Origin of the sequence: Archangium lansingense (genome assembly GCF_026626635.1) — a bacterium.
Classification (GTDB): domain Bacteria; phylum Myxococcota; class Myxococcia; order Myxococcales; family Myxococcaceae; genus Archangium; species Archangium lansingense.
This window is the reverse complement of sequence record NZ_JAPNKA010000001.1, coordinates 13299171-13320840: the sequence shown is the minus strand read 5'-3', so window position 1 is coordinate 13320840 and position 21670 is coordinate 13299171. Positions and strand designations below refer to the sequence as shown.

The 21670-nt window shown below is 67.3% G+C and carries 17 protein-coding genes; 9 read left to right on the top strand and 8 right to left on the bottom strand.

Going from position 1 to position 21670, the window contains the following annotated elements; translation table 11 throughout:
- Positions 1 to 85 precede the first annotated feature (85 nt).
- The 3 genes from OV287_RS53840 to OV287_RS53830 all read right to left on the bottom strand — a co-directional run bounded on the left by OV287_RS53840 (position 86) and on the right by OV287_RS53830 (position 2046).
- Positions 86 to 670, bottom strand: coding sequence for a DUF2911 domain-containing protein (locus OV287_RS53840; RefSeq protein WP_267541885.1), 585 nt, complete (start codon positions 668 to 670; stop codon positions 86 to 88).
- A 78-nt stretch (positions 671 to 748) separates the two neighbouring features.
- Positions 749 to 1327, bottom strand: coding sequence for a GNAT family N-acetyltransferase (locus tag OV287_RS53835; protein WP_267541884.1), 579 nt, complete (start codon positions 1325 to 1327; stop codon positions 749 to 751).
- Positions 1328 to 1374: 47 nt separating this feature from the next.
- On the bottom strand, positions 1375 to 2046 hold the full coding sequence (locus tag OV287_RS53830; protein ID WP_267541883.1) for a nitroreductase: 672 nt from the start codon (positions 2044 to 2046) through the stop codon (positions 1375 to 1377).
- Between the two features lie 292 nt (positions 2047 to 2338).
- On the opposite strand from OV287_RS53830, the gene OV287_RS53825 reads away from it, so the two are divergent.
- The 5 genes from OV287_RS53825 (at position 2339) to OV287_RS53805 (ending at position 7862) form a co-directional block, all read left to right on the top strand.
- A complete protein-coding gene (locus OV287_RS53825; RefSeq protein ID WP_267541882.1) occupies positions 2339 to 2905 on the top strand; it encodes a hypothetical protein in 567 nt (188 codons plus the stop codon).
- 41 nt (positions 2906 to 2946) lie between these two features.
- Complete coding sequence (locus OV287_RS53820) at positions 2947 to 3342, top strand: GIY-YIG nuclease family protein (RefSeq protein ID WP_267541881.1); 396 nt, start codon at positions 2947 to 2949, stop codon at positions 3340 to 3342.
- A gap of 269 nt (positions 3343 to 3611) precedes the next feature.
- Complete coding sequence (locus tag OV287_RS53815; protein ID WP_267541880.1) at positions 3612 to 5195, top strand: SH3 domain-containing protein; 1584 nt, start codon at positions 3612 to 3614, stop codon at positions 5193 to 5195.
- Between the two features lie 154 nt (positions 5196 to 5349).
- Positions 5350 to 5808, top strand: a complete 459-nt coding sequence (locus OV287_RS53810; protein ID WP_267541879.1) for a hypothetical protein — start codon at positions 5350 to 5352, stop codon at positions 5806 to 5808.
- A 293-nt stretch (positions 5809 to 6101) separates the two neighbouring features.
- Positions 6102 to 7862, top strand: a complete 1761-nt coding sequence (locus tag OV287_RS53805; RefSeq protein WP_267541878.1) for a S8 family serine peptidase — start codon at positions 6102 to 6104, stop codon at positions 7860 to 7862.
- Positions 7863 to 7935: 73 nt separating this feature from the next.
- Here the strand turns inward: OV287_RS53805 and OV287_RS53800 are convergent, their stop codons facing one another.
- The gene (locus tag OV287_RS53800; protein WP_267541877.1) at positions 7936 to 8409 is read right to left on the bottom strand and encodes an FBP domain-containing protein; all 474 of its coding nucleotides are present in this window, start codon (positions 8407 to 8409) and stop codon (positions 7936 to 7938) included.
- A gap of 227 nt (positions 8410 to 8636) precedes the next feature.
- Here OV287_RS53800 and OV287_RS53795 point away from each other — a divergent pair, with 227 nt between their 5' ends.
- Positions 8637 to 10247: a hypothetical protein gene (locus tag OV287_RS53795; protein WP_267541876.1), complete on the top strand. Its 1611-nt coding sequence runs from the start codon at positions 8637 to 8639 to the stop codon at positions 10245 to 10247.
- A 161-nt stretch (positions 10248 to 10408) separates the two neighbouring features.
- Here the strand turns inward: OV287_RS53795 and OV287_RS53790 are convergent, their stop codons facing one another.
- The 4 genes from OV287_RS53790 to adh all read right to left on the bottom strand — a co-directional run bounded on the left by OV287_RS53790 (position 10409) and on the right by adh (position 17580).
- Positions 10409 to 11818, bottom strand: a complete 1410-nt coding sequence (locus OV287_RS53790; RefSeq protein ID WP_267541875.1) for a family 2B encapsulin nanocompartment shell protein — start codon at positions 11816 to 11818, stop codon at positions 10409 to 10411.
- 48 nt (positions 11819 to 11866) lie between these two features.
- Complete coding sequence (locus OV287_RS53785) at positions 11867 to 13273, bottom strand: family 2B encapsulin nanocompartment shell protein (protein WP_267541874.1); 1407 nt, start codon at positions 13271 to 13273, stop codon at positions 11867 to 11869.
- Positions 13274 to 13276: 3 nt separating this feature from the next.
- A complete protein-coding gene (locus tag OV287_RS53780; protein ID WP_267541873.1) occupies positions 13277 to 15607 on the bottom strand; it encodes a family 2 encapsulin nanocompartment cargo protein terpene cyclase in 2331 nt (776 codons plus the stop codon).
- A gap of 443 nt (positions 15608 to 16050) precedes the next feature.
- The gene (gene adh, locus OV287_RS53775; protein ID WP_267541872.1) at positions 16051 to 17580 is read right to left on the bottom strand and encodes an aldehyde dehydrogenase; all 1530 of its coding nucleotides are present in this window, start codon (positions 17578 to 17580) and stop codon (positions 16051 to 16053) included.
- A gap of 242 nt (positions 17581 to 17822) precedes the next feature.
- Between adh and OV287_RS53770 the strand changes: the two genes are divergently transcribed.
- The 3 genes from OV287_RS53770 to OV287_RS53760 all read left to right on the top strand — a co-directional run bounded on the left by OV287_RS53770 (position 17823) and on the right by OV287_RS53760 (position 21366).
- On the top strand, positions 17823 to 19721 hold the full coding sequence (locus OV287_RS53770) for a sigma-54-dependent Fis family transcriptional regulator (RefSeq protein ID WP_267541871.1): 1899 nt from the start codon (positions 17823 to 17825) through the stop codon (positions 19719 to 19721).
- A 174-nt stretch (positions 19722 to 19895) separates the two neighbouring features.
- Entirely contained in the window at positions 19896 to 20096 is a 201-nt protein-coding gene (locus tag OV287_RS53765) for a hypothetical protein (RefSeq protein WP_267541870.1), read from the top strand.
- An 85-nt stretch (positions 20097 to 20181) separates the two neighbouring features.
- Entirely contained in the window at positions 20182 to 21366 is a 1185-nt protein-coding gene (locus tag OV287_RS53760) for a hypothetical protein (RefSeq protein ID WP_267541869.1), read from the top strand.
- The last annotated feature ends 304 nt before the right edge of the window (positions 21367 to 21670 follow it).

Sequence of the window (21670 nt, the reverse complement as noted above, 5' to 3'; positions counted from 1 at the left end):
CCTTCCAGAGTCCCGAACGCAAGGCAGGAAACGGAACCGGCGCGCTCGGGTTCTCAGTACTCGGAGCGCGCCGGGTGCATCATGCTCAGCCCTTCTTCGCCGGACGCACGGGCACGGAGGCCTGCGTGTTCTCCCACGAGAAGTTCAGCGCGGTGCCCTTGTCATCAAAGGCAATCGTGAAGGCCTCGTAGGTGTCGGCGCTCTTCTTCGCCGGCACATCCACGCGCAGGACGTCCAGGTCCTTGTTGTACTTGTAGGCGCCCCACTGGCCGACGTCCTTGCTGACGATGAGCGTCCACTTGTCCGCCTGGGGAATGGTGTAGAGCGAGTAGGTGCCCGCCGGGAGCCGCTGGCCCGCGAGCTCGATATCGCCCGTGGTGGTCAGCTCCGTGGCGGCGTTCGCGCCCAGGCGCCACACTTCGCCATAGGGCACCAGCTTGCCGAAGATGACGCGCTTCTGGCCCGTCTTCGGATCCTGGATGCGGGGCGAGTTGTACGTCACCTTCACGTACGTGGTGTCGTCCAGCTTCTTGGCCGCCATCTCCAGCGGGCTGACGGCAGCCTTGGCGGGCGGAATGGTCTTCTGCGCCAGCGCGGGCGTCGAGGCGAGGAAGACGAGCGCGGCCAGGGTGGGGATGCTCAGGTGCGACGTGAGTCGACGGTTCGTCATGGGTGCGGCCCTCCGGGTAAAGAGAGAACGGAAACAGCGGCCCCCGGAACGCCGAACCCGCCCTCCCATTCCCCGGAACTACCGCGTGCCTTCACTCAGGCCCAGCACCATGACGGCCCACTCGTCCGTGGCGTCCCGGTAGGTCTTGATGATCTCGAAGCCAACGCGGGCGTGGGCCCGCATCGAGCGCGTGTTGCGTGTGGCTACCTCCGTTACCGTGCAGTCGAAGCGCCCCCCGTAGCTCGTCTGGTGCTCGCGGTAGAGCGCGTCGAACACGCCCTGGCCCCGGTACGCCTCGGCCACGCACACCTGGCCCATGACGTAATAGCGGGACTCGCGGAGCGGACGCCCGCGCCAGCTCAGCGTCTCCATGAGCCGGAACATGGGCTCCAGGATGGGAACGAAGGCGCGCGCCTCCACCGGCATCACCAGCGCATAGCCCGCGAGCGTCTCGCCTTCCTTCGCGATGACGCTTGGCGCGAGCGCGTGCATCTTCTCCAGCACGTCCAGCGTGTGGGCCACGGTGACGAAGCCCTGGCGCGCGGCCTGCTCGGGTGAGACGTGGTCGCGCAGGTTGGCGGCCTGGAGCTGGAGGATCTGCTCCAGTTCCTCCCGGCGCGTGACGAGGCAGGTCCGAGGCGGAGTCGACGGAGTCATGGGGCCTGGTTTCTAATGCCGGGCTCCCCTCCGTGTCACGCGACCCGTCAAGGCCTCAACGTGTCCTGGCTGGTGCGGAGAATCGACACATTCTTGTCCACGGGCTGTTTCGGTACCTTGAGGTGATTCGTTGGAAACTCAGGGTCCGCATACCCCAAAGACAGTCCACAGAGGATCTCCAGCTCCTCGGGGATGGCGATCTCACGGCGAATCACTTCTGGATACGTCTTCAACGCCGCTTGGACACAGGTCCCGATACCGCGCGCCGTGAGTCCCAGGACCAGGGTCTGGAGGTACATGCCAACGCCCACCGCATCCGTGAGTCCGAGGTCTCGGTGCATGCACAGGATGCCGACCACGGGCGCGCCGAAGAATTCGTAGTTGCGCTGCGAAGCCACGGCCCTTCCGGCTTCATCGTCTCGAGCGATCCCCATCGACCCGTAGACCATTGCCCCCAGCTCACGGCGATACGCTCGAAAGGACGCTGGCAGCGGCGCCAGCTCACGCGGATGCGCTCGCACCTCCGCCATGAGGGCCTCGCGCAGGCGTTCCGTGCGTTCTCCCTCCGTGAGGAAGAGGCGCCAGGGCTGGATGTTCGAGTTGGAGGGCGCGAGCTGCGCGAGAGCCAGGGCTTCTTCGAGATGCTCGCGAGGAATCGGGGTGGGGAGAAAACGGCGAATGGAGCACCGGCTTCGGACGAGCTTCTCGAAATCAAACATGATGGCCGAGGACTCGTACACCCGCGGAGAAGGCCCGGGGAAGGTGTGAGAGAATTCGTACAGAGGATCCGTACCCCGAGCGAAGGTGCGAGCGGAGGAGCCGTAGGTCGCTCGACCGGCTCAAAACCCTTGCCAGTCTTCCTCCACCTCCTTACCTTCTGCGGAAGGTGCCGAGGGGCGCCTACCCGAAAAGACGACGTCACCCTCGCTGTTCCCCGCGGTTCGACACGTTCTCGATGAGTTTCCTTCCACGGCCCATGAACGGGTAAGGGCCGCCGACGAGGGATTTGTCATGGGAACCGACTCCCGCGCTGAGACTCTCCACAGCCTTCGCGAGTGCAAGGTCCGGGCATCCATCCTGCTCAAGGACCTGTTGTCCTCCGAGCCATCACGCGCCACGCGGGCGGCAGAGCGGTTGCGCGCACTCTCCGCCTTCGCACGCCTGACTCCCGGCGAGCTGCTCGCACGCAAGGAGTCGGTGCGCCGCAAGCACGTGCTGGCCGTCATCGCCCAGGAGCAGGGCCATGCCTCCTGGGCAGAGCTCAAGCAGGCGCTGGGCGAGAAGGAGCCGCCCCAGCTCGACACGGAGACGTTCTTCGCGAGGAACCGGGGCGCCTTCCTCAACCGCTGGTTCTCCTCGTACGAGGAGGCGCTCGCTTCCCAGCGGGCGATAGGGGGCTACCTCTTCCCCTTCCGCGAGCAGTTCTTCATCACCGATGCCGGCTTCCTCACCGCGCTCGGCGTGGACCCGTCCGATGCCGACTGGGCACGGATGGGGTTCAACTGGGTGGAGCCGCTCGAGCCAGCCGCCCGTGCACGGCTCGAGCAGAAGCTCATCGCACTCGGCTACGCGAGCTGACGCGCTCGTCCTTCACGTTTCAAGACAAGGAGAAGACAGTCATGTCCTCGAATGACGCTGGTGTACGGCGGGGCAGCTCGACGCGCCGTGCGGAGTTGAAACAAGCCTACAAGGAGAAGCCTCCCCCGATGGGGGTGTTCGTCATCCGTAACCGCGCCAATGGCAAGGTGCTGGTGGGAACGGCTCTCAACCTCCCGGGAATGCTCAATCGCTTCCGCTTCGAGCTGACCACTGGTATCCACCGCAGGTGGCCCGCGCTGCAGGAGGATTGGAACCGGCACGGCGCCGACAGCTTTTCCTTCGAGGTTCTCGACGTCCTGCCCCCCACGGAGGAGCCTCGCACGGACCTGAAGGAGGAGTTGCAGGTGCTGGAGGCCCTCTGGCTGGAGCGGCTCCGTCCCTATGGAGAGGCCGGCTACAACAGAGGGACGGGGTGAGGGTGTCGGGTGAAACCGGGTTGAACCCCCTGTCCACACTGAGGGCCACGGGTTGAAGAACGGATTCGGATACCCTCACCCTGACCCTCTCCCGGAGGGCGAGGGGATGGTTCTCCCATTCAGATACGTCTGTGACGGCGTGGTCCTGGGTGTTGGAGCGCTGGATGACGAGCACCGCTGGCGGCGGTGCGGGTAGAGTTCAGCAGCACGTCCGCGACACGCTGCGAGGAAGGCTTCTTCGCGGCGGTGGGCGTGGAGACGGGGCGCAGATGAACACGAGCAGGAACGGGGGCAGGCTTCCAGCGCTGCTGGCTTGGGTGGTGCTCACGGCGAACGTGGCCTGTGTGAGTGGTTCGGGGCTGCGCGGCGCCAGCGAGCCGACCGTGCAGGAGCTGTTGTCCCGGAGCCGGGCCGCGCTGACCAGGCGGGATTGGATGACGGCGCAGGAGCTGGCCGGTGAGGCCTCCCGCCTGGCCCCCAACTCCGAGCCCGCCAGGCAATGGTCGGAGCTGCTCCTCGACGCCTCTTCGAGCCCGGTGCCTCCCGGGTTGCGGGTGCCTTCCACCACGGAATCCCCGAGGCCCCCGCTCGCGCCGGTGCCGCACGTCTCGGCTGGAGCCCTCCTCTACGTGGGAGTCCCGTCATTGCCCCTCGTGGACCCGCCCGCTTCCGATTCAGAGGTGCCGCGCACGCTGGCCCTGAACTCTGCCGTCACCGTGTTGGGCGTGGAGGGGGGCTGGGCGCGCGTCCGCCAGGTGGAGGTGAGCGGCTTGCTCTCGCAAGGTGAGCAGCCCCGGTGGTCCGCCGTGCCGAGCGACCCCGCGGACCCCGTGGTCGAGGGCTACGTGGAGGCGCGCTTCCTCGAACCCGTTCCCGTGGACGTGGGCGCGCTCCGGCAGCGGGTGAGCACTCTGTTGGCCGCGGGCTCGCGCGAGGACGCCCTCGAGGCCATGGAGTACGTTGTCTTCGCAGAGCCCTGGGACCTGGAGCTGTCGAGCGCGCTACATCGGCTCGCACTGGAGCTCGAGCGCCTCCCGGTCGCAGCCTGGGCCGCCTGGACCGCCAGCCGGCAGGAACCGGTCCCGAGGCTCCTCGATGTCGGCGTGACGCTGCTCTACGGCTGCCGGGGCGACGTGCTCCGGGCCGACGTGTACCTCGAGAGCGATGTCGGCACGGAGGAGAACCTCGCGCTCGCGGAGGTCTGCGTCGGGGAGGTGGACATCACGCCTCCCGAGGATGCGCTCTCCCTTGCCAACTGTGGGGACCTGAACCCGGCGAGTGAGGACTCCGAAGCGCGCATATCCGAGGCACTGCAGCGGCAGGAAGCGGACGCGGCCCGGTACCAGGCGGAGCTGCGGGCCTACCAGGAGCGGCTGGCCCGCCTGCGCAAGCTCCACCCCCAGGGCCCCTTCCTGTGCGCCATCGTCACCAATCCGAGCGAGACGGCCCGGTGGAGCGCTCCCTTGCAGCTCTTCTCGATGCCGGCGGTCGATGGGGAATGCTCCACCGCTGGGGACGTGCCGAATGTGGAGTCGTTCCCGGACGTCGGGGGCCTCCGGGTGGACGCGCTCCGCGTGCCCTACGTCGCGCCGGGAGCCACGGAGCTGGTCTGCCTGAAGGCCCCTCGCTACGAGCAGATGTTCTACGGCGCGGTGCTGGCGCCGGACGCGGAGGCGGCGCGAGACTTCGTGCGCCGGCTCGGCACGGCCCTGGTTGCCTATTCAGAAGAGGGGCCTTCTGGAACCGAGCGCTCGTCCGAGCTTCATCATGAGCTCGAGACCCTCGCCGGGGAGCTGCCGCATGCGACGGTCGACACGAAGTTCCCGCTGAGCTGCAACCTGGGCTGCTTCTGAGGCCCGCACCTCAGGCCAGCACCCCGCGGCCCTCGACGGCAGGCCCCGTCAGTTGCAGCGGGCCGCTCTATGACGCAGGATGTCATGAGTGGTCGAGGCGAATCCGCCAGAATGGTCTTGCAGGATGCGCCAGCGCGAGGAGGACACGTAGGTCATGGCAGGACGCGTCGACTTCGATGACGAGTCGCTATGGCCGCTGCTGCTGGTGGGCTACGTGGGGACACCCTCGGCGGAACAGCAGGAGGAGTACCAGGCCTGTTTGAGCGCGTGCCTCCGGCGCGGAGAGAAGTACGTCAGCATCATCGACACCCGTTCCTTTGTTGGCATCCCCATGGCGCAACGTCAGCGCATGGCGGAATTCCTGAAGGAGCAGGAGGACCTCTTCCGGCAGGTGTCGCTCGGTACCTGTCTCCTCATCACCTCGCCCATGGTCCGGCTGATCGTGAGCGTGGTCTTCCATCTCAAGCCCATGCCCTCCCCGTACTACGTCGCCGCCTCCATGCCGGCGGCGTTGGACTGGGTCATCGGACGTCTGGAGGCCGCGGGGCTCACCGAGGACGCCGCCCGCATCCGGCAGCAGTCCGAGCGGCTTCTCCTCGGCCGGGTGGGCTGAGGCCTCGCCTCGCTTCGCCGGTCACACTCCGTTGCAGGCTCAACGTGTAGCTGGTCGGGCAACACGTTGCTTCAAAGGCAACACGTAGCCTCTCGAGCAACACATGTCTGTAAAAGCGACAGGTAGCCTCAAAGGCAACATCAATCATTCGGGGGAATGTCTGGACTGATATTGCATTTCCAGCCAATCCGGGTGTATTGGAGAAGTCCGGTTGTTCCGCCCTTTCTGTGTGGCGACACCGTTTGTCCAAGTTCATCGTTGGAGCTGGCTTTTTTCCAGGAGAGGCATTCACCATGCGTATGTCCAAGAAGACCACTGTCTTGTTGACGTGTCTGACCTTGACGGGCTGCTCGGCGCAGGAGGCGGCACAGGAGGTGGCTCGGGAGCCGAGCATCTCCCTGGGCAGCACGTCCAAGTTCATGAAGACGGCCGAGCCCATCGCGGGGCAGTACATCGTCGTCCTCAAGGGCGGAGAGCCCCAGGTCGAGGAGCCGCCCTCGGAGCCCTCGGGGCTGCCGCTCCCGGTACCGGACACGGGAGACGAGGCCCCGGTGGAGGGCAAGGCCGCGGCCGCGGCCGCGGAGGAGGAGCCGCCGCTGGATGAGGAGTCCCAGAAGGTCATCATGCGCGCCAAGGAGCTCACGGAGCGTTACGGCGGCACGCTGGAGCGGACCTATACCCAGGTGCTGCGCGGCTTCGTGACGCGGATGAGCGAGGACCAGGCGCGCAAGCTCGCCGAGGTCGAGCCCGACGTGAGCTACGTGGTGGAGGATGGTGAGGTGACGGCCGACTGGACCCAGACGGGGGCCACGTGGGGGCTGGATCGCGTCGACCAGCGGGACCGCCCGCTCAATGGCTGGTACAGCTACAACCGCACCGGCGCCGGGGTCCACGCCTATATCGTCGACACCGGCATCATGGCCAATCACCAGGACTTCGGGGGCCGGGCCTCGGGGGACTTCTCCTCCATCAACGATGGTCGCCTCGCCAATGACTGCAACGGACATGGCACGCACGTGGCGGGCACGGTGGGCGGTTTCAACTGGGGCGTTGCCAAGGGCGTCCGGCTGCACGGTGTACGCGTGCTCGACTGCTCGGGCCGTGGCTCCTGGTCCGGTGTCATCGCCGGCCTGGACTGGGTGAAGGCCCGCCACATCAAGCCGGCCGTGGTCAACATGAGCCTCGGTGGTGGCGCCAACCAGGCCGTGGACGACGCAGTTCGCCGCATCCACCACTCGGGCGTAGTTGTCGCCGTGGCCGCGGGCAATGAGAGCACCAATGCCTGCTCGCGCTCGCCGGCCCGCACTCCCGAGGCCATCACCGTGGGGGCCACCAACAGCTCCGACACCCGGCCGTCCTGGTCCAACTACGGCTCGTGCCTGGATCTCTTCGCGCCCGGTGACGGCATCACCTCGGCCTGGCACAACGGTGGTACCAACACCATCAGCGGCACCTCGATGGCCAGCCCCCACGTGGCGGGCGCCGCGGCGCTCTTCCTGGAGGGCAATCCCTGGTCGGGCACCTGGGCGGTGACCGATGCCATCGTCGGGAGCGCCAGCCCCAACCGGGTGGCCAACGCGGGCAGCGGCTCGCCCAACCGCCTGCTGTACACCGGGGCCTTCAACATCTCGGCGCCGCGCATCTCCCTGCGCAGCGTCAACGGCAACTACGTGGTGGCGGAGAACGGCGGCAACAACGTGGTGAACGCCAACCGCTGGGCGCTCGGGCCCTGGGAGATGTTCTACCTGATTGACCTGAACGGCGGGGCCATTGCCCATGGCGACCAGATCGCCCTGGAGAGCATCTACGGCTTCTTCGTGGTGGCGGAGAACGGCGGCAACGGCGTGGTGAACGCCAACCGCACTGTCATCGGCCCCTGGGAGACGTTCACGCTGCTCGACCTGAACGGGGGCTTCCTGGTGAACGGAGACCCCATCGCCCTGCGCAGCTCCTCCGGCTACTACGTGGTGGCGGAGAACGGCGGAGGCAGCGTGGTGAACGCGAACCGCACCGCCATCGGGCCCTGGGAGCGCTTCACGCTGAACTTCCTGTAGGCCGCTCGTTGGTGCCTCCGGCGGGCGCCGGGCTCGGGAGGGACTGTCCAAGGCAGTCCCTCTCGTTGTCTTTTCATGCGTCCGGGCTGACCTCCATGCCCAGCGCCTCGCTCGCGAAGCGAGACATGTGCTCGATGATTTGCCGGTGGTCGTCCAGCACGCTCCGGCCGGACAGGTTCGCCGCTGCTTCCATTCGCTCGTTGCAGCGGAGATCCAAGCAGAGGTTCACGCCCACCCGGCGCTTCGAATCCACATCCGTGGTGAGCAGCCCAATCTGGTCCGAAGCGCCCGAGGAGCGGCACCACTCACACACCCGGGTGGTCAGCATCTTGTCTCCCTGCTGATCTCTCCGGAAGGCGATGCCCGTGAGCCGCTTGCTGTCCGGTGCGGTGAACACCAGGAAGACGCGCACTCCGTATGGGTCCACCCAGGCGAGGTAGTCGCGGACGAAAAGGGGGAGTCGAGTGCCCTTGGGTAACTCGACGTACTTGCGGTCCCGTGAACGGAAGGCGCTCAGGAGCTCTTTCTCGGTCTCGATGCGGAACATAAGGGTCTTCTCCGGGTATCACATCTCGTGCAGTAGCAGCGGCAGGTGACGGCGGCGTGACGGGGTCTGCTGGCGCAGACGTGGCGATGGAGTGGCTCTGACACGGATGTTTCCGAGGCGATTGTCGGTGTTCTGATGGCCGGCTGCCTCCTCGGGCAGCAAGGGGGGTGGGTCTCGGGGCTCCTTCGTGTCAGGACAGGTGGGGCCGGGTCGTCCCCGGACTCATCATGTCGATGACCTTCCTCGACCGACTCATGCGCCGCGACCGTTGGCATCTGGACCTGGCCGAAGCTCCCTGGGCGGGCCGTCCCTCCCTTCATGACTTCCTGGTGCGCCACACGCGGCCCGACGGCAAGGGCCTGACCCCCGAGGGCCAGAACCTTCCGGACGAGCAGGTGGAGCCCGGTGCCATCCACTGGGCCGCCGGGGCGAAGGATGGGGTGAGACGCCACCATTTCGGGAGTGGCAGCGCGGAGGGGCGCGTGCGGGAAGTGGTGGCGTCCCTGCGCGCCGTCCTGGGGCAGCCCGACGCCGAGCGCCTCGCTGCCCTCTATACGCTGCTGCGCGATGGCGAGACCTTGGCCGTCGTGGACGAGGTGCTGGAGGCCTTGCGCGCGGAGGCTCGTGCGGGGGCTGCCTGGATGGATGTGGAGCGTCTGCACACGCTCGCGCTCTGGCTCGCCACTCGCGCGGTGGACCGCGAGCCGGTGAAGTTTGGCCTCGCGATGCTGGGGCTCTTCACGGGGTTCGATGACACGGAGGTGCTGCACACGCTCGGTCAGCACGACGAGTTCACCCTGTACGCGGCCGTGGTGCTGTCCAACTCCGGCGAGGACTCAGAGGCCGCGCTCTTCGCGCTTGCCCAGCGCGTCCACGGCTGGGGCCGCGTGCACCTGGTGGAGCGGTTGGCGGAGGACGCGAAGTCCCCGGCGCTGCGCCGCTGGCTCGTGCGCGAGGGCTTCCGCAACTCGGTCATGTACGAGTACCTGGCGCACGTGTGCGCCGTGGGCGGGGGCTTGCGCGAGCAGCTCGACGTGTCCGAGCCGGACGATGCGCTGCTGAGCGGGGCGTCCCTGTTGTGGGTCGCGCTGCTGGCCGGTGGGCCCGCTCCCGACGTGGACTCGTACGAGGATGGCGCCGCCGCGGCCGAGCTGCTGTTCGGACACCTGGAGCGGCGCGCGAGCCGGCTCGAGCACTACCAGGCCGTGGACGCTCAGCTCTCCTGGCTGCTGGAGGAGGCAAACTGGAATGAGCGGGCGAGCCGCGGCTGGATGCCCGAGGTGCGCGCGCGGTTGCAGGCCCGGTGCGAAGCGCTGCTCGAGCGGCCGCTGTGGCGTGGGCTGGCGGAGCAGGGGCTCGCATCCGAGGACCCCGTCACCTTCCACCGCGCGGCGATCGTTGGCGGGAAGGTTGGGGCGGACGTGTGGTCCGCGGCCTTCCGGCGCTACACCGCGGGAGATCTCGGTCAGTCGTGGTGGCTCGCTCGCACCGCGGACCCCGAGCGCGCGCGCCGCTTCGTGGCCGCTACGCTGGAGGCGCTCGACTTCGCGCAGCTGTGCACGGGGCCCACCTCGCAGGCGGGCTTTGGCCCGGACTTCGAGAAGCACCATGCGCACGAGCTCGCGCTGGGCGTGCTTCCACTCCTGCCGGGAGAAGGTTGGGCCCTGGTGAATGCGGGGCTGCGCAGCCCATCGGTGCGGGTGCGGAACTCGGCCCTGAAGGTACTGGGGGCGTGGCCCGAGTGGCCCGTTGGGGCGGCGGAGGCGCTGCGGGCGGCGCACGCACGGGAGCCGGACGAGGACCTGAAGGTTGAGGCGGCAGCGCTGCTGGCGCGCTGAGCGCTCAAATGCTCCCTCTCCCGGGGGGAGAGGGGAAATGGTCTCGGGCTCTCCCTCGTGGGCCTGCCTGAAAGGGATTAGAAGGGAACCCACGCCCGCGAGGAGGGAGCGCCAGCCCTGCACGCTCCTCCCCGGGGTGTGAGGCCCCCTGTTACTCTGAATCAGCGACCGAGCTGGATGTTCTCCAGGACTCCGAGCGCGTCCGGGATGAGGACGGCCGTGGAGTAGTAGGTGCTCACCAGGTAGGAGGAGACCGCCTTCTCGTTGACGCCCATGTGCCGCACGGACAGGCCCGGCTCGACCTCATCCGGGATGCCCGTCTGCCGCAGGCCAACCACGCCTTGATCGTCCTTCCCCGTCCGGAGCACGAGGATGGACGTCGTGCCGTGCTCGGAGATGGGAATCTTGTCGCAGGGCAGGATCGGAACGCCGCGCCAGCCGATGAACTTCCGCCCCTCCACCTCGACGACAGGCGGATAGAGCCCGCGCCGGGTGCACTCCTGCCCGAACGCGGCGATGGCGCGCGGATGCGCCAGGAAGAACCGCGACTTCTTGCGGCGGCTGAGCAGATCATCCATGTCATCGGGCGTCGGCGGCCCGCTGCGCGCGTGGATGCGCTGCTTGAGGTCCGCGTTGTGCAGCAGCCCGAAGTCCCGGTTGTTGATCATCTCGTTCTCCTGCGCCTCGCGCAGGGCCTCGATGGTCAACCGGACCTGTTCCGCGACCTGATTCATCGGGCCGTTGAACACGTCCGCGACGCGGTTATGCACCCGGAGCAGGGTCTGGGCCAGGCTCAGCTCATACTCGCGGGGCCTGAGGTCGTAGTCGACGAACGTCCCCGGCAGCTCCGGCTCGCCGTGGTGTCCTGCGGAGAGCTGGATGGCCGCCTGCCCCGCCTTGTCCTGGGGCTTGCTCAACCGTGCCTTCACCCGCTCGACGTGAGCGGACAGGGCCGGGGACTGCTTGATCATGTCCTCGAACACCCGCTGCGGCAGCATCATCACGATGCAGGGTGTCAGGGCCTTGACCGTGAACTTCCACTGGTCGTTCGACTCCAGCACCGCCATGTCCCCGAAATGGTCGCCGTCGGCGAGCGTCTCGAGCATGACCTGATCGCCATACCGGCCACGGCCCAGCTTCTGGGCCATGCCATGGGCGAGCAGCACCACGTGCTCGGCGGGCTGGCCCGCCTCGACAATCAGGTCGCCCGGCTTGAACTCCTTCTGGACGAACCGTGACGCCAGGGAGCTCAACACCTCCAGGTCCTCGACGTCGCGCAAGAGCGGCAGCTCACGCAACTCCTGGGGAATGACCTCCACCCGGGCGCCGATGTTGGAGAAGCTGAGGCGCCCGTCACCCGTGGAATACGTCAGCCGGCGGTTGACGCGGTACGTACCACCCGGCACCTCCTCCCAGGGCAGCATGCGCAGCAGCCACCGGGGGGAGATTCCCAACATCTGCGGCCGCGACTTGGTCGTCGTCGCGAGCTGACGGGCCGCTTCCGTCGATAGACTCAACTGCCGTTCTTCGACTCCACCACCACCGCTGCCCGTGTTTATCGTATTCGCCATGAGCTGTGCCTCAGCTTTGTCTGGACTGCCTCACGGACCGGCTGCGTCCTAGACGCGGCCGATCTCCACGCTCTCGAGGATGCCGAGCGCGTCGGGGATGAGGACGGCCGTGGAGAAGTAGGTGCTGACGAGGTAGGACATGACGGCCTTGTCGTTGATGCCCATGAACCGCACGTTCGTGCTGGGCTCGATCTCGTCGGGGATGCCGGCCTGGTGCAGACCGATGACGCCCTGGTTCTCCGCGCCCGCGCGCATCAGCATGATGGAGCTGGTCCGCGACTCGCTGATGGGAATCTTGTTGCAGGGGAAGATGGGGACGCCACGCCAGGCGGTGACCGCGCGGCCGTTCACGTCCACGCTGCCCGGGTAGACCCCGCGGCGGTTGCACTCCTGGCCGAACGCGGCGATGGCGCGCGGGTGGGCCAGGAAGAAGGACGGGTCCTTCCACACGGTGGCCAGCAGCTCGTCCATGTCATCCGGCGTCGGCGGGCCGCTGCGGGTGTGGATGCGCTGCTTGAGGTCCGCGTTGTGCAGCAGGCCGAACTCGCGGTTGTTGACGAGCTCGTGCTCCTTGCGCTCCTTCAGCGCCTCGACGGTCAGACGCAACTGCTCCTGGGTCTGGTTCATCGGGTCGTTGAAGAGGTCGGCGACGCGCGTGTGAATCTGGAGCACCGTCTGCGCCAGGCTCAGCTCGTACTCGCGGGGCGACGTCTCGTAGTCCACGAAGGTGCCCGGCAGCACGGGCTCGCCGTGATGTCCGGCGGCCAGCTCGATGTCCGCCTGGCCCGAGGCGTCCTTCTTCTTCTTGGCGAGCTCCTTGAAGTCCGCGATGTGCTTCTGCAGCGTCGGGGCCTGGCCGAGCACCGCCTCGAACGCGGACTGCTTGAGGATCAGCACCGTGGCCGAGGTGACGGCCTTGGTCGTGAACTTCCACTGGTCGTTCGACTCGAGCAGCACCTCGTAGCTGTAGTGGTCGCCATCGGCCAGCACCTCGAGCACCGTCTGCTCGCCGTACTTGCTGGTGCCGATCTTGTTCACCTTGCCGTGAGCGATGAGGACGATGGAGTCGGCCTCCTGGCCGGCCTGGGTGATGACCTCACCGGCCTTGTACTCCTTCTGCTCGAAGCGGTTGGCCAGGGCCTGCAGCACCTCGGGGTCCTCGAAGCCGCGCAGCAGCGGCAGCTCGCGGAGCTCCTGGGGGATGACCTGCACCTTGGCGCCGGTGCTGGTGAAGGACACGCGGCCATCGCCCACGGCATAGCTCAGGCGCCGGTTGACGCGGAACACGCCGCCGTTGACCTGCACCCAGGGCAGCAGCTTGAGCAGCCACCGGGTGGAGATGCCCTGCATCTGCGGGGCGGACTTGGTGGTCGTCGCGAGCTGGCGCGCCGCCTCCGTCCCAAGGCTCATCTGCTGCTTGTTGGCTTCCTCAATCAGCTTCTCGATATTCGCCATGACCTACCTCTTTCCTTCTGTCTGAAGAAAACGATCCTTCTCACGGCCAGCCGGCTCGGGCCGCTGACCACCCACCAACGAAGCGATGCGCGCCGCCGACGTCCCCAGTCCAGTGGGACCCCGGAGCTGGTTCAGGTACCGCCCGGGCGTCCGGCTCTGACGCAGCTCGGCTTCCTTGTAGCGGTCCACCGTCTGGTGCCAGATGAGGACGCCCGCCATCCATTGCTGGAGCTGCTCGACGTAGGCGTGCAGCCGCTCCTGCGCCTTCCCGTCCAACTCGAAGTGGGTGATGAGCGTCGGCAGCTCGGTCTTGATGATGTGCTGGAACTGCTCCATCCGCGCGGTCATCAGATTGTTGACGACCTCGACGCCCTGCTGCTTGTCCAGGTCGAGGAAGCGCTGCACCACCAGCACGCCGTTGTGGATCTCCCCCTCGAACTCGATCTCCTTCTGGTAGGAGAAGACGTCGTTGGTGAGGCAGGCGTAGTCGGCGGCCGAGTTCTCGAGCGCGCGCATGATGCGGGTCCGGAAGAGCTCGGCCGGGAGCCCGTTGCCCTGGGCCAGCCGAGACAGGCTCATGGTGAGATCCGAGCCGAACGTCTTGCGGCGCATCTCCACGTAGTCCACCGGGTCCGGCACCCGGTTCTGGGTCTGATTGGCCAGCTCCCACAACCAGCTCTCGGTCATGTCCAGGATGGCCTTGCGGAACTGGCTGCGCCCCTCGGCGGACATGGGGCCCGCGGTGCGAGCCCAGATGTCGGCCAGGCCCCGCTCCACCGGGTTGGTGGGGACGGCGGTGAGGGTGGCGGGGTCATCCGGCATGAATGCCGCCAGCCGCGCGTGGAACACCTTGGCCCCCGCCATGTCGCGGGTGTTGCCGTAGATCGCCGGGAAGTAGTCGTCGGCGTAGGTTCCCCAGACGAGCCAGGCGGCCGTGATGTCGAGCTGGGGGCCGGACGCCGCCGGGTGGATCAACGCACCGCACAGGGCCACGTCGGCGACATCGAAGATGTGGTCATTCCAGATGTAGGCGCCCGGGAGGCCCGGCAGGGAGTCCAGCATTCCCATCCGGCGCGCCCACGCCTTGGAGCTGCGGCGCGCGGCGTCCAGGTGCGGGTTCTGCCGCGTCGAGTACGGCATGTAGAACTTCGGCAGCTTGACCGGGCCCACGGGCGTAAAGGGGACGTGGGTGAAGCTCTTGACCCGTTGCAGCCCCAGGGCGCCCGGCGTCAGGGGGAGCCGCGCCCCGGAGGTCCCCAGGCCCGTGGCACCGAGGGGCAGACCGCCCAGCGAGTGCCCCGCGTTGTTCCCGGCGGACTTGTTCATGTAGCGGCTCGAGCGCATGTGCCACTCGTGGCCGCCGGACTGCCAGTCCTGCAGTCCGCGGATGTAGCTGAGGATCTGCGTCTGCTCGACGGGGTTGATGCCGAACTCCGCGAAGAGGAGTGGCAGCTCCGTCAGGGCGGTGTTCTCGAACTGCTGCAGCCGGGACGTGAGGATGTCGTTGGTCAGGTCGGCGGCGCGCTGCGTGCCGACGTCCAGGAAGCGCTCGAGGACGAGGACACAGTTGGAGAGCTCGCCCTCCTCCAGGATTTCCCGCTCGTAGGAGAACAGGTCGTTGCGCAGGTGCACCGCATCGGCGAACGTGTCCTTGAGGACGCGCATCGGACGGGACTCGGCGATGCGGGCGGGGACCTCGGCGAAGACGGCGTGCTCGACGAGGTCCGCCGACCACGGGGCTCCGCCCACCTTGCGGCGCATCTCGATGTACTCGATGGGGTTGGAGACACGCTTCTCGCTGATGTTGGCGAGCTCCCACATCGACTCGTCGAGCAGGGCCTTGGTGCTCTCGAAGAACCGGCGGCGCCAGGCCTCGGACTTGGAGGGCACCGTGCGCTTCCAGAGGTCCGCCAGGCCCGCCTCCACCGGATTGGTGGGCTCGGGCATGGCGACGGAGAGGTCCACCGGCATGAACATGGGCAGCCGGTCGAGGTACGCCTTCGCACCCACCATGTCCCTGGAGCGCTTGAAGAGCTCGAGGAAGTGATCGTCGAAGTAGAAGACCCAGACGTACCAGTCCGTGATGAGGTCCAGCTCGGGGCCCGGAGCCTCGGGATGGGTGTACGCGCAGAGCAGCGCGTAGTCCATGGCGTCGAACTTCGCCTCGTTCCAGATCTCCGGGGCGCTTCCGTCCTTCGGCTTGCCGATGATGCCCAGCTCGTACGACCACGCCTTGGAGTGCGTCCGCGCGCCCTCGAGGTTGGGATTCAGGCGCGCCGGCCAGGGGACGTAGAAGTCTGGCAATTCAAAGGGTTGCTTGGCTTGCGCCTTCATGCTTGCACCTTGTGACGGTCCTTCGGAAATCGATGAATGGGATGGGATGAGAGGCGGGGGGGACCGTGCGTTCGTGCTGCGCGCGGCTCCTTCAGCAAGCCATGTGCCAGTGGCCGCCAGGGCCACATGACGCGTAAGGGGGCGGAATCAGGAGGCTGGGGCCAGGGGCGGCGGTGCTCGCAGCGGAGAGCGACACGTCAGCGAGGCGGACTGACATGTCAGTGGGGCCGACTGACATGTCAGCGAGACAGCGGCACGTTCACCGGGAGTGATGCTGAGAAGATGAGATACGCGGCGCTCGGGGAGCACCGCGCCGTGCTGGAATCACAGGGGCTTCATGTTTTACGGAGAGTCCGCGCACCAGGATCTGGAGTTGTCGAGCAACCGCAGGGCCGCTTCGGAGGCGAGGACACGCGGGACGCTCATGTTCGTTCTTCCCTGGCCTAGAAGAAGCCCATCGCCTTCGGCGAGTAGCTGACGAGCAGGTTCTTCGTCTGCTGGTAGTGATTGAGCATCATCCGGTGGTTCTCACGGCCGATGCCCGACTGCTTGTAGCCACCGAAGGCCGCATGCGCCGGGTACAGGTGGTAGCAGTTCGTCCAGACGCGGCCCGCCTGCACCTCGCGGCCCACCCGGTACGCCGTCGACGTGTCGCGCGTCCACACGCCGGCCCCGAGGCCGTACAGCGTGTCGTTGGCGATCTTCAGCGCATCATCCACGTCCTTGAAGGACGTCACGGAGACGACCGGTCCGAAGATCTCCTCCTGGAAGATGCGCATCCGGTTGTTGCCCTCGAAGATGGTCGGCGAGACGTAGTAGCCGTTGTCGAGGTCGCCGCCGTGGCGCAGCCGCTCGCCACCGAGCAGCACCTTCGCGCCCTCCTTCTTGCCGATGTCCACGTACGAGAGGATCTTCTCCAGCTGATCATTCGACGCCTGGGCGCCGATCATCGTGGAGGTGTCCAGCGGGTTGCCCGTCTTGATCTTCTTCGTGCGCTCGATGGCCCGCTCGAGGAACTCCTTGTAGATCTTCTCGCTGACGAGCGCGCGCGAGGGACAGGTGCAGACCTCGCCCTGGTTCAGGGCGAACATGGCGAAGCCCTCCATCGCTTTGTCCGCGAAGTCGTCGTTCTTCGCGAAGATGTCGTCGAAGAAGATGTTGGGCGACTTGCCGCCGAGCTCCAGCGTCACCGGAATCAGGTTCTCGGACGCGTACTGCATGATGAGCCGGCCAGTGGTGGTCTCACCGGTGAAGGCCACCTTCGCCACGCGCTTGTTCATGGCCAGCGGCTTGCCCGCCTCCACGCCAAAGCCGTTCACGATGTTCAGCACACCTGGGGGGAGCAGGTCTCCAATGAGCTCCGCGAGCATGAGGATGGAGGAGGGCGTCTGCTCGGCCGGCTTGAGCACCACCGCGTTGCCCGCGGCGAGCGCCGGGGCGAGCTTCCACGCGGCCATGAGCAGCGGGAAGTTCCAGGGGATGATTTGCGCTACCACGCCGAGCGGCTCGTGGAAGTGGTAGGCCACGGTGTCCGCGTCCAGCTCGGACAGGCTGCCCTCCTGCGCACGGATGCAGCCGGCGAAATAGCGGAAGTGGTCCACCGTCAGCGGCAGGTCCGCGGCGAGCGTCTCGCGGATGGGCTTGCCGTTGTCCCACGTCTCCGCGATGGCCAGCTTCTCGAGGTTCTGCTCGATGCGGTCGGCGATCTTGTTGAGGATGATGGCCCGCTCGGTGGGCGAGGTCTTCCCCCAGCCCGTCTTCGCGCGGTGCGCGGCGTCGAGCGCGGCCTCGATGTCGCTCGCATCCGAGCGGGGCACCTCACAGAACGCGCGGCCGGTGACGGGGGTGATGTTCTCGAAGTACCGGCCATTCTTCGGCGGGGTCCATTCACCACCGATGTAGTTGGCGTAGCGCGACTTGAACTGGACCGGCGAACCCGACGTGTTGGGGGCTGCGTACACCTTGCTGGACATCTGCGCTCCGTGGGGAAGAGCCGCGGGATTGCGGCGTGAGCCCTGGTCTTCAGTGCAGCGCACGTGCCCAAGCCCCTTCCCTCTCACGCGGTGTCGCGACCTGGAGCGGAAGCGGTCATCGAGACGAGACAGGTGCAGCGTTTCGCGACATGACGCGGGACGTCACAGAAAAAGGGCACGAGGCCCGCGTGCAATCCCCTGAGGGCCTGGATCAGAATTCGGAAGGTCCGGAGGACACAGAGATGCTCAAACTGATCGAGCCGGAGCCGCAGGTCTGGGAGCGTTTCGTCTCGGGTGTCGTCGAGGCAGAGGCGCGCTCGCACTCCATTCTCCGCCGCTGGTCGCGTGCGGTGGCGTTGGGGGCGAAGGCGGCCGGCCCCGCGCACTCCGAAGGCGTCACCGATGCGGAGCTGCGTTCCCGGCGCGAGTCCCTGACCGAGCGCTGTGTCGATGCGGTCCAGCTCGTCTCTCGGCTCGCGACAGAGACGAGCGCCTCCGCGTTCCGCGCCGTCCTCTCCGATGCGGAGGGCGTCGTGGTGCTCGCACGGGGTGGTGCTGGTGCGTCCCTCCATTCCGCGGACACATCACGGCTGGTGGAGGGCGCGAGCTGGGCGGAGCGCACGCGCGGCACGAATGCCATTGGGACCGCGATTGCCGAGGGCGAGCCGGTCGCGGTGGTCGGGCGCGCGCACCTGGAGGAGCGCAACCACGGCCTCGTCTGCTACGCGGCGCCGATTCGAGATCCATTCGGTGAGCTGGTCGCCGTGCTGGATGTGAGTGGAGCCGTGACCCAGGCGGACCCGCTGCTCGAGGCGCTCGTGCTCGCATCCGCGCATGCCGCCGAGCAGTCGCTCCGGCTTCGCAGCTATGAGGAGATGCTCATGGGGGGCCGCCGGAGCCTCGAGGCTCAGCTCTCCGGCTTCCCGTCACTCCTGGTCGAGGCGCCCGGCGTGGTCCGGCAGGTGAGCGCGGATGCGGCGGCGAGGCTCGGCCAGTCACCCTCCTCCGTGATGGGACGGCCTGTCGAGAAGGTGCTTCCGCTGTCGTGGACCGCGCTCGTGGAGGCGGCCCTGAGTGGCAAGCAGTGCCGCGTCTCCGGTATGCGGCTCCACCCTGTGCCGCACTTCGATGCACGCGGACGTCCCCTCGCGCTCGCCGTCTTCCTCGAGCGCGACGTTCCCCGGGCGCGCGTGGCGGAGCCGCTGCCTTCTTCGTTCGACAGGCTCGTGGGGAGTGATCCGGTGTTGCAGGAGACGAAGCAACGGGCGGCCCGGGTCGCGCGCAGTCCGCTGCCGGTCCTGTTGCTCGCCGAGACGGGCACTGGCAAGGAGCTGCTCGCACGCGCCATTCACGATGCGAGTGGCACTGCGTCCGGCCCCTTCCTGGCCATCAACTGTGGAGCGATGCCCGCGGGGCTGCTCGAGGCCGAGCTGTTCGGCTACGCACCAGGAGCCTTCACCGGCGCGCTCGCCGCTGGAAGCAAGGGCAAGCTCGGCGCGGCCGATGGGGGAACGCTGTTCCTCGATGAGATTGGCGAGATGCCCGAGCAGCTCCAGGCGCTCCTGCTCCGGGTACTCGATGATGGGCACTACTTCCGGCTCGGCGAGACGCGGCCGCGGGAGTCTCGCTTCCGACTCATCAGCGCCACTTGCCGTGACCTGCCCGCGCTGGTGGAGGCGGGGAAGTTCCGGCGCGACCTTTACTACCGCATTCGTGGCGCGGTGCTCTCCCTGCCGCCCCTTCGCCGGAGAACGGACAAGGTCGAGCTGTCGCGCGCACTCGTGGAGAACATCGCCCAGGCTCAGCGGGGTGAGGTGCCTCCGCTGTCCCCCGAGACCGAGCGGCTCATCGAGGCGCACACGTGGCCGGGGAACGTGCGGGAGCTGAAGTCCGCGCTCGCGCATGCCTTCGCGCTCGCGGGTGAGGGCGAGCCGCTCGCTCCCGAGCACCTCCCGGGGGATGTCGCCGAGCCGTCCGGCGCCGCGGAGACCAACGAGGGGGGTGGCAGGAAGGCCGCGGAGGCCCGCGCGCTGAAGGATGCGATGGCCGCCGCGAGCGGGAACCTCAGCGAGGCGGCGCGGCGTCTGGGGGTTGCGCGGAGCACGCTGTACCGGATGCTCAGCCGGCACGGGCTCGCCTGAGCCACCATGCCCGAGGGCTCTGGAAGCCGCGGGCCGAGTCTCACCATGGACAGCAGGCGTGCGAGTCCGGCCATCGCTCGGGGCGGGGCGCATCGAAAATCCAGCCTCAATGCCTCGGCGTAGCTGCTGGTGAGGCGGCGGTGACACCGCAGCCCATACCCGAGGAGCCACGCCATGAATCGCAAGACGAAGAAGCAGTCGCAGCCGCGGAAAACCCAGCAGTCGACCAGGCGGTCACAGGAATTGGAGAAGAAGGAGCTGACCCTCGAGGACCTGGCCTCGGTCACGGGTGGCTTCGCCGAGGCCTTGGAACTCGTGCCGGATGCCTCGGTCAAGCTGGAAGACCGCGCGGGCAACAAGGGCGAGGCGGAGTGAGTCGCTCGGACCACCTCCTTCACCCCAGCACCGAGGACGGCGGTGCCTCACCGCGCCGCCGTCCCGCACCTTCGAGTCCACGGTCATGCTCAGCGCTCTTCCCTCTCCTGTTCCCTTCGAGCCCCATGCGGAGTCGCTTCTGCAACTGCCGCTCGTTCGCCGGATGCTCTCGGATCCCCTGGTGCGCCTCGTGCCGCGCGCGATTGATCAACGGTGGCACTACGAGCGCATCGCCCCGGTGTCCCTGACGGGCTTCAACCCCTTCCATCGGTCCGTCTTCTACGCGAGCAACTCGGCGCTCTCGCGCTGGCTCGATGCGCCATACGGCTCGGCCCGGGACTACAACGAGGGGGACCACCTGGTCCGGGAAGTGCTGTTCGCTGTGCACGACTACCTGCATTGCTGGTCCGCGGCGGCCATCGCCGGATTGGCCCCGCGGGTCCGGTTCGATACCGGCCCCATCCTCCGCGACAACCTCGAGGATTTCGTCTTCTGCCATCTCCTGACCGAGGTGGCTGCGACGGTCGGGCTTGATTACTGGTACCTCTCGACCTTCAACCTCGCCGAGCGGATACCGATTGGCACCACGCTCGTGAACCTCACGGTCAACTATCACGAGCGCTACGTCTCCGAGTACCGCCGGTTCTGCCCGCGCTGGGATGCGCAGCGCCCCGAATTCTTTGGTGACCTTGCCCGCTTCTACTGCTCGGGCGTCTTCGAGGGCTTCGATGTCCGGGATGTGCGCAGGAGCCCCCGGCTGCTCAAATGGCTCTCGCACGAGCTGACCTACGGCGCCAGGCAGCGCGAGTACACCCGGCTGTGGTTGTCCTTCCTGGCCGCCGAGGAGATTCCACCTGGCCCCCGCGGACTGTCCGCGCCCGTCTCCTTCGAGGAGCCCTGGAAGCAGCGGCTGATTCACGAGCTGGGGCGGGTGATGTTCGCGAAGATCAAGGAGGACTCAGACAGTGGACTCGTGCTCCGCAATCGGAACGAGCCTCCCGAGAGTCCGAGAGCGCGCCGGCCCGACTTCCGCTTCGTGAATGCGAATGTGGTTCCGTTCACGCCGGGCGCGGCCCCCGAGAGCCTGCGCTACTACGTCCTCCAGCGTGTCTCGGCGATGGCGTTCGACAGGTTGAGCAGAGACGTCCGGCAGGCCATTGCGCGTGGACTCCGGCGCGAGGAGCACGAGGAGGTATTGCGGCTCATCGAGAGGGCGGAGCGTGTTCCTCCGGTGGGAGGCGAGCCACGAGACCTGTTCGTCCTGAACTAGGAGTTCTTGGACCTGGTCCGAGAGCCCGTGGATGTCCCCTCTCCCAGAGGGAGAGGGCTAGGGTGAGGGTATCCGGATCCGTTCTTCAATCCGTGGCCCCAGGGTGGGCACGGGTTCAACCCGGGTTCACCCGACACCCTCACCCCGTCCCTCTCCCGGAGGGAGAGGGGAAATGGCCGTGGGCACTTCTTCGCGGACCTGTCTGAAAGGGATTGGCGCGGAATCTGAAACACACGAAGGAGCTGGCCTTGTCTCCGAACTGCAAGCGTCCACCGAGTCACCCGACAGACCCCTGGTCGGTCCC

Coding starts and splice junctions, on each gene's coding strand:
- OV287_RS53780 (WP_267541873.1), bottom strand. CDS start 15,607: ATGAAGGCGCAAGCCAAGCAACCCTTTGAATTGCCAGACTTCTACGTC.
- OV287_RS53795 (WP_267541876.1), top strand. CDS start 8,637: ATGTCGATGACCTTCCTCGACCGACTCATGCGCCGCGACCGTTGGCAT.
- OV287_RS53830 (WP_267541883.1), bottom strand. CDS start 2,046: ATGTTTGATTTCGAGAAGCTCGTCCGAAGCCGGTGCTCCATTCGCCGT.
- OV287_RS53770 (WP_267541871.1), top strand. CDS start 17,823: ATGCTCAAACTGATCGAGCCGGAGCCGCAGGTCTGGGAGCGTTTCGTC.
- OV287_RS53800 (WP_267541877.1), bottom strand. CDS start 8,409: ATGTTCCGCATCGAGACCGAGAAAGAGCTCCTGAGCGCCTTCCGTTCA.
- OV287_RS53815 (WP_267541880.1), top strand. CDS start 3,612: ATGAACACGAGCAGGAACGGGGGCAGGCTTCCAGCGCTGCTGGCTTGG.
- OV287_RS53825 (WP_267541882.1), top strand. CDS start 2,339: ATGGGAACCGACTCCCGCGCTGAGACTCTCCACAGCCTTCGCGAGTGC.
- OV287_RS53785 (WP_267541874.1), bottom strand. CDS start 13,273: ATGGCGAATATCGAGAAGCTGATTGAGGAAGCCAACAAGCAGCAGATG.
- OV287_RS53790 (WP_267541875.1), bottom strand. CDS start 11,818: ATGGCGAATACGATAAACACGGGCAGCGGTGGTGGTGGAGTCGAAGAA.
- OV287_RS53840 (WP_267541885.1), bottom strand. CDS start 670: ATGACGAACCGTCGACTCACGTCGCACCTGAGCATCCCCACCCTGGCC.
- adh (WP_267541872.1), bottom strand. CDS start 17,580: ATGTCCAGCAAGGTGTACGCAGCCCCCAACACGTCGGGTTCGCCGGTC.
- OV287_RS53820 (WP_267541881.1), top strand. CDS start 2,947: ATGTCCTCGAATGACGCTGGTGTACGGCGGGGCAGCTCGACGCGCCGT.
- OV287_RS53805 (WP_267541878.1), top strand. CDS start 6,102: ATGCGTATGTCCAAGAAGACCACTGTCTTGTTGACGTGTCTGACCTTG.
- OV287_RS53765 (WP_267541870.1), top strand. CDS start 19,896: ATGAATCGCAAGACGAAGAAGCAGTCGCAGCCGCGGAAAACCCAGCAG.
- OV287_RS53835 (WP_267541884.1), bottom strand. CDS start 1,327: ATGACTCCGTCGACTCCGCCTCGGACCTGCCTCGTCACGCGCCGGGAG.
- OV287_RS53760 (WP_267541869.1), top strand. CDS start 20,182: ATGCTCAGCGCTCTTCCCTCTCCTGTTCCCTTCGAGCCCCATGCGGAG.
- OV287_RS53810 (WP_267541879.1), top strand. CDS start 5,350: ATGGCAGGACGCGTCGACTTCGATGACGAGTCGCTATGGCCGCTGCTG.